Annotated in this window: 9 protein-coding genes; 2 read left to right on the forward strand and 7 right to left on the reverse strand. The window is 69.1% G+C overall.

The window, feature by feature from the left end; genetic code table 11:
- Positions 1-8 precede the first annotated feature (8 nt).
- From ACFHWY_RS16155 to ACFHWY_RS16170, 4 genes are all read right to left on the reverse strand, one after another.
- A complete protein-coding gene (locus ACFHWY_RS16155) occupies positions 9-2,003 on the reverse strand; it encodes a galactose oxidase-like domain-containing protein (RefSeq protein WP_416581007.1) in 1,995 nt (664 codons plus the stop codon).
- A gap of 109 nt (positions 2,004-2,112) precedes the next feature.
- Positions 2,113-3,969, reverse strand: coding sequence for an acyl-CoA dehydrogenase (locus ACFHWY_RS16160; RefSeq protein ID WP_416581008.1), 1,857 nt, complete (start codon positions 3,967-3,969; stop codon positions 2,113-2,115).
- Positions 3,970-4,118: 149 nt separating this feature from the next.
- Positions 4,119-5,246, reverse strand: a complete 1,128-nt coding sequence (locus ACFHWY_RS16165) for a PP2C family protein-serine/threonine phosphatase (protein WP_416581009.1) — start codon at positions 5,244-5,246, stop codon at positions 4,119-4,121.
- A gap of 100 nt (positions 5,247-5,346) precedes the next feature.
- Positions 5,347-5,988: a septal ring lytic transglycosylase RlpA family protein gene (locus ACFHWY_RS16170; RefSeq protein WP_416581010.1), complete on the reverse strand. Its 642-nt coding sequence runs from the start codon at positions 5,986-5,988 to the stop codon at positions 5,347-5,349.
- Between the two features lie 185 nt (positions 5,989-6,173).
- Between ACFHWY_RS16170 and ACFHWY_RS16175 the strand changes: the two genes are divergently transcribed.
- Positions 6,174-6,722, forward strand: coding sequence for a phosphoribosyltransferase (locus ACFHWY_RS16175; protein ID WP_416581011.1), 549 nt, complete (start codon positions 6,174-6,176; stop codon positions 6,720-6,722).
- Between the two features lie 16 nt (positions 6,723-6,738).
- Here the strand turns inward: ACFHWY_RS16175 and ACFHWY_RS16180 are convergent, their stop codons facing one another.
- Positions 6,739-7,254, reverse strand: coding sequence for an alpha/beta hydrolase (locus tag ACFHWY_RS16180; protein WP_416581012.1), 516 nt, complete (start codon positions 7,252-7,254; stop codon positions 6,739-6,741).
- Between the two features lie 104 nt (positions 7,255-7,358).
- Here ACFHWY_RS16180 and ACFHWY_RS16185 point away from each other — a divergent pair, with 104 nt between their 5' ends.
- Positions 7,359-7,790: an ASCH domain-containing protein gene (locus ACFHWY_RS16185; protein ID WP_416581013.1), complete on the forward strand. Its 432-nt coding sequence runs from the start codon at positions 7,359-7,361 to the stop codon at positions 7,788-7,790.
- A 22-nt stretch (positions 7,791-7,812) separates the two neighbouring features.
- On the opposite strand, the gene ACFHWY_RS16190 is transcribed toward ACFHWY_RS16185, so the two are convergent.
- Both ACFHWY_RS16190 and ACFHWY_RS16195 read right to left on the reverse strand, forming a co-directional pair.
- Positions 7,813-8,691, reverse strand: coding sequence for an LLM class flavin-dependent oxidoreductase (locus tag ACFHWY_RS16190; protein WP_416581014.1), 879 nt, complete (start codon positions 8,689-8,691; stop codon positions 7,813-7,815).
- A 245-nt stretch (positions 8,692-8,936) separates the two neighbouring features.
- Entirely contained in the window at positions 8,937-9,629 is a 693-nt protein-coding gene (locus tag ACFHWY_RS16195; RefSeq protein ID WP_416581015.1) for a threonine aldolase family protein, read from the reverse strand.
- Positions 9,630-9,866: the final 237 nt, after the last annotated feature.

Raw genomic sequence — 9,866 nt, forward strand, 5'->3', positions numbered from 1 at the left:
GGCGAGGGTCAGGACACCATCACCGGTACGCCGACCGACGGCACGCCGTCCGAGTCGACGGCGAACAGCAGGTACGGCCCGGACAGCAGGACTCCCGCCGTACGCGGCACCTTCAGCTCCAGCCGTTGTGGCCCGGCGGTGAACTCGATCGCCACCGAGCGCTGCTCGTTGTTGAGCATGTGGGTCGCGGCGCCGGGCCGAATCAGCCGGACCCGATCGATCCGGGCCGCGTCGGGGGTGACGACACTGATCCGTTGCCCCCGTTTCACCTCTGCGGGCACGGCACCGATCTGTGGACGGTCGCCACCGAACAGGTACGGCGGCGAGTACAGCTCCAGCCGCTGCTCGAATTCACCGCTGATGCTGTTCTTGGCGTCCCGGAACAGGGGATCCGAGCCGACCGTCAGCACCCGCCCGTCGGGCAGCAGCAGCGCGGCCGCGTGGTAGTTGCGGCCGATGCGCGGGTCGGCGGCGACGGAGAGGGTGTCGGACTCCGGGTGGTAGATCCGCGCGGTGTGGTTGTCGCTGGCGCCGCGGCCCCGGTAGTCGCTGGATCCGTTGGTGATCAGGGTGGTGTCGTCGGGCAGCTGCACCAGGTTCGGGTAGCGGGTGCCCTCCGGCAGGTCGGGGCCGGGAGTGAACCGCGGGTCGGAGCCGTCCAGGTCGATGATGTCGATCCGGTCGGTGGACAGCTCGGACTCTCCGACGCCACCCCCGCCGACAACCATGATTCGCTGCTCTTGGACCGGGCCGATCCAGGAGCTCATGCTGGTTTCCAGTTGGTCGGTGTCGCGCAGCCCTTCGACCTGTGTGAAAGCGTTGTCACTGAGATCCCAGAAGCCGGGCTCGCGGCCCTGCTCCTCCGGACCGTATCCCGCGTTGGAGCCGCTGTAGAACAGCACATCCGGCACCGCGGTCTGGAAGAGGCTGGGGTACGTCGGGAAGTAGCGCTTCAGGTCGGGCCGCGACGTCCAGCTCTTGGTGCCCGGGTCATAGATCTCGTTCTGCGTACCGTCGAGGATCCGGCCGCTGCCGTCGAGGCCGGAGACGGTCAGCACCCGACCGTCGGGCAGTCCGGTCAGCGTCGGGTACCAGCGCTTCTCGAACATGTCGTCGACCCGTTCGTAACGCTCGGTCCACGGGTTGAACTCGTACGTGTCGGCCAGGCCCTGGTAGTCCTGCTTCTCCATGGTGATGGCCTCGGCGAGGCCGTAGATGTTTTCCGCGTCGGCACCGACCAGAGCGTTCAACCGGTACTGGGTCTGCCGGTCGACGACGTACTCGTCACCGAAGCCGGCCGCGTCGACCCAGATCGCGGTCTCGCTGGCCGTGACGGTCACCCGTTCGGCGGGGTTGTCGGGGTCGGCGTGGTCCGGATCGTGGCCGGGGTCCCCGGGCTCGATCTCCTCGACGGTCTTGGTGGCCGGTGGGACGACGAAGTCGTGGCCGGCGCTGTATCGCCGGCCGTCGGGGGCGACGAATTCGGTGCCCTTGACGAATGTGCGCGGGCTGCCGTTCGGGGACTCGTTCTTGACCACCATCGTCCCGCCGGCGCGTTCGACGTCTTCTTCGAGAACCTCGTAACGCTGGGTGCCACCGGCGACGAGCAGGTTTCCGTCGGGCAGGAAGGCGTGTCCGGCGCAGAACACGTCGACGGGGGTGTGCACCTGTTCGGTGGCGTTGGTCGCCGGGTCGAACAGCAGCGTCCGGAAGGTGCCGGCGTCGAACTGGTCGCGGACGTTTCCTGACCCGGCCACCAGCAGAACCTTGCCGGTGGGTAGCAGCGCCGCGTGGATGGCGTTGACCCGCCGATCCTCCGGCAGCTCAAGAACCTGCCAGAAGCCGTGCTCGCGCTGGTACCCGACGCTATTGATCTTGCGTTCGTGCAACCAGTTGCTGGAGAAGTCGTACAGCGGCGGGACGTTGGCGGTGAGCAGGATCGAAACGCCGACGACGGGGAGCATCACCCGCTGCCGAAGGCTCTGACCGGTTGGCCACTTCACGCGCTGCAGACTAACGCTCCGGCCACGCCGACGGATATCGGCCCGGTCACCGACGGCCGGGCGGCCGGTGGGCGGACGCCCGTCGCCCGCCCGGCCGATCCGGCACCGGTCAGAACGCCTCCTCCGGGAGGTCCATGACATCCAGGTCGGTGCCCTCGATGATCCGTCGGTCGGCGCCGATTCGGGGCAGCACCTCGCGAGCGAAGAATCGGGCTGCGGCCACCTTGCCGGTGTAGAACGCCTTGTCGGCGGCCGAAACCTCGCTGGCCAGCGCCTTCAGCGCCACGTCGGCCTGCTTCTGCAGCAGCCAGCCGACCACCAGGTCACCGATGGCCAGCAGGAACCGCCGGCTACCCAGCCCGACCTTGTAGATGGCGCGGGTGTCCCCGCCCTGCGCCTCGCCCAGCCAACCGGTCATCACCGCGAGGATGGTCTGGATCTCGGCGAGTGCCTTGCCGAGCGCCTGGCGCTCCTGCTTGAGCTGGCCGTTGCCGGCTTCGGTGGCGATGAACTCCTGGATCTCGCCGGAGACCGCCATCAGGGCCTTGCCGTTGTCCCGGACGATCTTGCGGAAGATCAGGTCCAGGCTCTGGATCGCCGTGGTGCCCTCGTACAGAGTGTCGATCTTGGCATCTCGGACGTACTGCTCCAGCGGGTAGTCCTGGAGAAATCCGGAGCCACCGAAGGTCTGCAGTGACTCGTGCCCGAGCATTTCGTACGCCCGCTCCGAACCGACCCCCTTGACCAGTGGGAGCAACAAATCGTTGACCCGCTTGGCCAGCTTGATGGCCTTCTCGTCACCGGCTGCCTCGGCAATGGCGATCTTGTCCTGCCAGGAGGCGGTGTACAACACCAGCGCCCGCAGACCCTCGGCGTACGACTTTTGCAGCAACAGCGACCGGCGCACGTCCGGGTGGTGGGTGATGCTCACCCGGGGGGCGGTCTTGTCCGCCTGCTGGGCCAGGTCGGCGCCCTGCACCCGGTTCTTGGCATACTCCAGGGCGTTCAGGTAGCCGGTGGAGAGGGTGGCGATCGCCTTCGTGCCCACCATCATCCGGGCGTACTCAATGATCATGAACATCTGCCGGATGCCGTCGTGCCGCTCGCCCAGCAACCAGCCCCTGGCCGGTACGCCGTGCTCGCCGAAGGTGATCTCGCAGGTGTTGGAAACCTTCAGGCCCATCTTGTGCTCGACGTTGGTGGCGTAGACCCCGTTGCGCCCGCCCAGTTCGCCGGTGCTCTCGTCAAAGTGGTACTTCGGCACGACGAAGAGCGACAGGCCCTTGGTACCCGGGCCGCCCACACCCTCCACGCCGACCGGACGAGCCAGCACATAGTGGACGATGTTGTCGCTCAGATCGTGCTCGCCGGAGGTGATGAAGCGCTTGACGCCCTCGATGTGCCACGAGCCGTCCGGCTGCTGGATCGCACGGGTGCGACCGGCGCCAACATCCGAGCCGGCGTCCGGCTCGGTGAGCACCATCGTGGAGCCCCACTGCCGGTCGATGAAGAGCTTGGCCCACCTCTTCTGCCGCTCGGTGCCCTCGACGTGCAGCACGTGCGCGAAGGAGGGACCGGAGGCGTACATCCAGACGGGGGCGTTCGAGCCGAGCACCAACTCGGCGAGCGCCCACCACAGCGCCCGGGGGGCGTTGGTTCCGTCCAGCTCCGGGGGGAGGTCCAGGCGCCAGAACTCGGACTCCATGAACGCCTGGTACGACTTCTTGAAGGACTCCGGCAGCGGCGCGGTGTGCGTGGCAGGGTCGAAGGTCGGTGGATTGCGGTCACTGTCCTGGTAGCTGGCGGCCAGGTCGCCCCGAGCCAGGCGGTCGACCTCGGTGAGGAAGCTCCGCGCGGTGTCGATATCCAGGTCGGAGTACGGCTCCTGGCCGAACGCCCGGTCCGCTCCGAATACCTCGAAGAGGTTGAACTCGAGGTCCCGAAGGTTGCTCTTGTAGTGGGTCATGTCGCTGGCCCCGCTTCCGGACAAGTGTTACCGATCAGTAACCCTGACCCTATTACTCACGGGTAGGCAGCGACAACCCGGACCCGGAAGTGACAGCGATTACACACCTACGGTTCGGGTTCCGGTCAACTGGCCCGCCGCCACCGGCCTCACCCCTCGGAGGCGCCGACCTCCCAGCTCGGCACCGCCGCCGTCGCCGTGCTCGGCGAGCCGGTGTACTCCATCAGAACCAGCGCGATGTCGTCGTCGAGCCGGCCGTGCACCCACTCGACCAGAGCGGTCTCCAGCGAGGCGAGCCCGTCGCCGACCGTGCCGTGCCCGAGCAACCGCCAGGCCCGGTCGGCGGTGGGAAAGAACTCACCGTCCCGCCGCGCCTCACCGAGCCCGTCGGTGAACAGCAACAGGCGGTCGCCCGGCTCCAGCCGTTCCACCCTCGGCCGGACCACCGGCATGAAGCCCAACGGAGGTGCCGGCGCCGGCGGTTCGAGCGGGATCACCGCCCCCCGACGCAGCAGCAGCGGTGCCGGGTGTCCGCAGTTGACGATGGTGAGGGTACCGCCCCGCTCCTCCACCAGCGCCGCGGTGACGAAGTCCTCGTCACCGACATTGCGGGCCACCGCCCGGTCCAGGTCCGTCACCACGGCACGCAGGTCGGCCCGCTCGTAAGCGACATGCCGGTACGAACCAAGCACGATGCTAGCCAGCCGTACCGCCTCCAGCCCCTTACCACGTACGTCACCAATGATCATGCGCACGCCGTACGGTGTGTCGATCGCCTCGTAGAGATCGCCACCTATCTCGGCGGTGGCGGTCGACGAGATGTACCGGCCCGCCACCGACAGCGCGCCGACCCGGGGACCGAGCGGACGCAGCACCGCCTGCTGTGCGACCGTCGCGAGCTTCGACAACTCGGCGATCTGCTCCGCCTGCCGTTGCCGCACCGCCGCGACCGCCGCCGCGATGCCGGTGCCCACCGCGATGCCGGCGACCGCGGCGGCCGTGGAGAGCGAGACGGCCCGCTCGGCCAGGGCGAAAGCCGCCCCGAGCACGGAGGCGGCAGCGCCGACACCGAGCACGATCCGCCAGGAGGCCAGCGCCGCGGCCAGGAACGGTGCGGCCACCATCAGCGCGATGTAGTTCGCCGCGCGCCTATCCGCCAGCTCGACCGCCGAGACGATCGCGAGCAGGACGAGAGCCGCGCCGAGGCCGGCGCGGGATCCGGGGCTCAGCGGGCCACGGCCCGGCTGGAGGAGTTGGGTGCGTACATCCGACAGCATGCCCGATGGACCTGAGCGAAAGAACCTGCCTGGCCCGGCGGACGACACTTCTTTGACCGCGAGGATCGCGGCGCGCAGTCGATCGCCGCGCGCCACGGGATCAGCCAAGCACCTCGTAGCGGACATCGATGTGGCCGAGGTCGAGCGACGCGATCTCGGCGAACGCTGCCCGCGACAGGTCCAGGCAGCGCCCGTCGATGAACGGGCCGCGGTCGTTGATCCGGACGGTGATCGATTTGCCGTTGTCCGGGTTGGTCACCCGGACCATGGTGTCGAACGGCAGCGTCTTGTGGGCAGCCGTCAGATCCTCCGGATTGAACGTCTCGCCGTTCGCGGTCATCTGCCCCTGCCAGTAGAAGGACGCGCCGCAGGATCCGGTGTCCACCACCGGCCGAGCCGTCGTCTTCTTCGGCGTCGGCGTCGGGCTCGCCGTACGCTCCCTGCTCCGGGACGCCGCCTGCGCCGTGCGGCTCGGCGTCGGGCTCACCGCCGCACTCGGCGAGACGCTGGTACTCGGCGAGGCGCCGGTGCTCGGCGAGGCGGACGGTGAACCGGTCGCCAACCCGCTCGTCTCGATGCTCGGCGAGAGGTCGATCGCGGCCGGCCGGCCGGCGTCGGAACCGGCGGTCACTCGTACGGCGCCGACGGTGCCACCGACAGCGAGCGCGACGGCCACCACAGCGCTGGCCGCGAGACCGGCCGGCGAGGTGATCCTGCGGGTACGGGAGTGCCTGCCAGTCACCGGCCCGGTCCTTTCCCTCAACGCATCCAATCGAATCGGGTCGGACCATAACGAGAGACGCACTTCCGAAGTCAACGTGATCATGATGGTATGCCCGCAATTACGGCGATACGTGAAGCCGATCATCCGACCCGAGGTGGGCCGCGCGGCCCGACGCTCGCCATCGCGTGACGCAGGATGGTGGCATGCCCGCCGAGCTGAAGAATCGCCTCATCGAGCTGCTCACATGGATCGATCCGGGGCCGGGCGCGAGCCACCTGGTCAGCGACATCTCCGGCTGGTGGCGCGACCCCTCGACCCTCGCCGCGCTGGGACCTGCACTGGTCGCGCCGTTCCGGGCCGCCCGGCCCACGGTCGTCGTCTCCCCGGCCGTAACCGGATTCCTCCTCGGGCCGCTGGCGGCCACCGCGCTGGGCGTGGGGTTCGTGCCAGCACACAAGCCGGGCGACGGAAGACTGCCCGCCGGAACACTGACCTGGGCGCAGAGCCCGCCCGACTTCCGCGGCCGGCACGTCGACCTCGCGGTGCGCAACCGGCACCTCGGCCCCGGCGACCGGGTACTGGTGGTGGACGACTGGGTGGCGACCGCCGCCCAGGTACGCGCCCTCTATGACATCTGCGCCGAGCGGGGCGCCGAACCGGTCGGCACCTCCGCCGTGGTGGTCGGCTGCCCACCGCCCGTTGCCGACGAACTGCGCGTCACCGGCCTGCTCACCCCCACCGACCTCGGCTGAAGCGGCCGGGGCAGGGTCAGCGAACGAAATCCTCGACCACGGTGCAGACCTGGCCCAGCGCCTCCGCGGAGCGGGCCAGCGGCCCCGGCACCATGAGCGCGTGGTCGGCGGCCGGAATCTCCAGCACGTGCGGCGTCAGCCGCCGAGCGATCGAGCCGTCCCAGGACGAGTCGGCGGTACCGCCGACCAGGATGAACGGCGCGGTGGCCCGGCGTAGCGCGTCGATCACCTCACCCCGGTGCAGCAACGGGGTCAGCCAGACGGCGGGCAGCCTGCGGCCGGCGGCAAGCGGCGCGGCGAGAGTGCCGAGCGACTTGCCGACCAGCAGGTCCGCCCGCTCGGTCAGGGCAGGGGAAACCTCGTCGCACACCCACCTGCCGATGGTGTCGATGTCGAAGTCCTCCGGCACCTGCCAGGAGATCCCGTGCAGCCCGAACCCGGCCCGGCGCAGCGCCTCCCCAAGGTAGAGGAACAGGGGGTACCGGGTGTCGTATCCGCGTCCCGGAATGAGCACCGCACGACGGTCCGCCATAAACGTCTCCTTTTCGTCGAGCATCGACCGTACCCTCCATCCGGCCACCGTGGGACGGCCGATACGCCACCGGGCGTCGTCGACCTGACGGTAACCTCGGCAGGATGTGGACACGGATCGACGGTCTCCGCACGCTTGCTCTCGGCACTCCGGGCGAGCTTCGAACAAACCTCAACACCCTGGTGCTGGTCGGCGCGAAGACCGCTACCGCCGGCCTGCACGACGAGTACGCCGAGCAGGGCGAAGAGCTGGAGCATGTGGGCGAGCGACTGGCCCTCGTCGACGACCAGGACACCCTGGTGGGCGTCGTGGAGGTGACCGGTGTCGAGGTGACCAGCTTCGCCGAGGTCCCGTGGGAGTTCGCCCGAGCCGAGGGAGAGGGCGACCGCTCGATCGACAAGTGGCGGGCCGGCCACGCCGCCTACTGGGCGCGCGTCGGAACCCCGGTGACCGACAACACCGAGATCGTCTGCGTCCGCTTCCGGCTGGTCTCCGCCGGTGACGGCGGTGTCGCCACCGGCGACCTCGGCACCTGAGCCGGCGGGTCGCGCCGGAAGTTCAACGGCGCAGTTCGGGCAACAGGCGGGTGGCGACGTCGACCAGTACCGCCTCGTCACCGGCGTAGTAGCGGCTCTCCCGTGGCCAGTGCGTGATCACGTCGGTGAAGCCCAACTCCGCCGCGCAGCCGACCTGGTCGGCGAAGAACTGTGCACTGCTCAGCGAGAAGACCGGTGCCGAATCCAGCGACAGGTAGCGGTCCAGGCTGGCCGGGTCACGCCCCTCGGCCGCGAGCACCGCGTCGAGCCGGGTGGCCAGCTGCGCCACCCCGGCCCACCACTCGGCCAGGTCGGCCGCGTCCGGTCCGGTGGTCACCCAGCCCTGCCCGAACCGGGTGACGATCCGCATCGAGCGGGGACCGTTGGCGGCCACCACAAACGGCACCCGGGGCCCCTGGACGCAGCCCGGGTTGCTCCGCGCTTCCACCGCCGCGAACCACTCACCCCGCCAGGTCGTACCGTCCTCGCGCAAAATCGCGTCGAGCAGTTCGGTGAACTCGCCGAACCGGTCCACCCGCTGGCGAGGCGACAACGTCTCGCCGCCGAGCACAGCCGAGTCGAACCCGACGCCGCCCACCCCCACCCCCAGCAGCACCCGCCCGTCGGACATGTCGTCGAGCGCGGTCACCTGCCGGGCGAAGGCCACCGGGTGCCGGAAGTTCGGCGACGCGACCAGCGTGCCGAGCCGGAGCCGGGTGGTCACCGTCGCGGCTGCGGTCAGCGTGGTCATCGAGTCGAACCAGGGACCGTCCACCAGGTCACGCCAGCCCAGGTGGTCGTACGTCCAGGCGTGGTCGAAGCCCCACTCGTCGGCCTGCCGCCAACGGTGCCGGGCGTCCGACCAGCGCTGATCCGGCAGGATCACGACGCCAATCCGCATGATCCCCAGCGTACGGGGCGGTCCGCGCCGACTCAGTCCAGCTCCCTCGACGGTCACCTCGAAAGCAGCCGGTGACTGAAGTTCAGGTCGGGAACGTGTCCTGACCTGGGCTTTCACGTGGAGCGGGTGACGGGAATCGAACCCGCACTGTCAGCTTGGGAAAACCGCCTGAGTCAGCCGGCTAGATCAGCGCCAGTCTCAGAAACTCACCGGCTCGCCCAGCCCCGGCCTTGATCGGCCCGGGGCTACCCCGCCGGGGCGAGTTCCTTCCGAACGACCTCGACGAACGCGTCCACGTCGGCCTCTGTCGTGTCGAAGGCGGTCATCCAGCGCACCTCGCCGACGGCCCGGCCCGAATCGTAGAAGCGCACCTGCTCGCGGATACGGACCGCCGCGTCGTTGGCCAGGACGGCGAGCACGGCGTTGGCCTGCGTCGGCTGACTGAAGCTGATGCCGGTGGTGGCGCCCGCGGCAAGGGATTCCTCAAGCGCTCCGCGCAGCCGAGCCGCCATCGCGTTGGCGTGCCCCGCCGATCGGAGGTGCAGGTCGTTCTTGAGAAGCGCGATGAACTGCGCGCTGACGAACCGCATCTTCGAGGCCAGTTGCATGTTCAGCTTGCGTAGGTGGAGGAGCCCGTCGGCGGCCGTCGGATCGAGCACGACGATCGCCTCGCCGTACAGGATTCCGTTCTTGGTGCCGCCGAAGGTCAGGATGTCGACCCCGGCGTCCGTGGTGAACGCGCGAAGCGGAACACCTAGGGCGGCTGCCGCATTGGAGATGCGCGCACCGTCCATGTGCAGCCTCATGCGCTTCGCGTGGGCGTGGTCGGCGATGGCCCGGATCTCGTCGACCGTGTACAGAGTGCCAAGTTCGGTGCTCTGGGCGATGCTCACGGCCAAGGGCTGCGCGCGGTGCTCGTTGCCCCAGCCCCACGCCACCCGGTCGACTAGGTGGTGTCCTCCGGATCATGGAGTGCGGTCGGGTACGGCACGGAGCCAGTCGAGCATCTCGATGGGGTCCAGTGTGCTTTGTAGCTTTCGATGAGCTTGTCGTACCTGGTCGCCAGGCCTCGCCAGTGTGTGCGTCGACCGAAGCCACGTTCGGCCTGGTTGCGGTGGGTGTATGCGCTGGTGTCGAAGTCTGGCCGACGGCCGCCTGATGATCCTTTCCTTATC

Origin of the sequence: Micromonospora sp. LOL_024, assembly GCF_048060415.1 — a bacterium.
Classification (GTDB): Bacteria; Actinomycetota; Actinomycetes; order Mycobacteriales; family Micromonosporaceae; genus Micromonospora.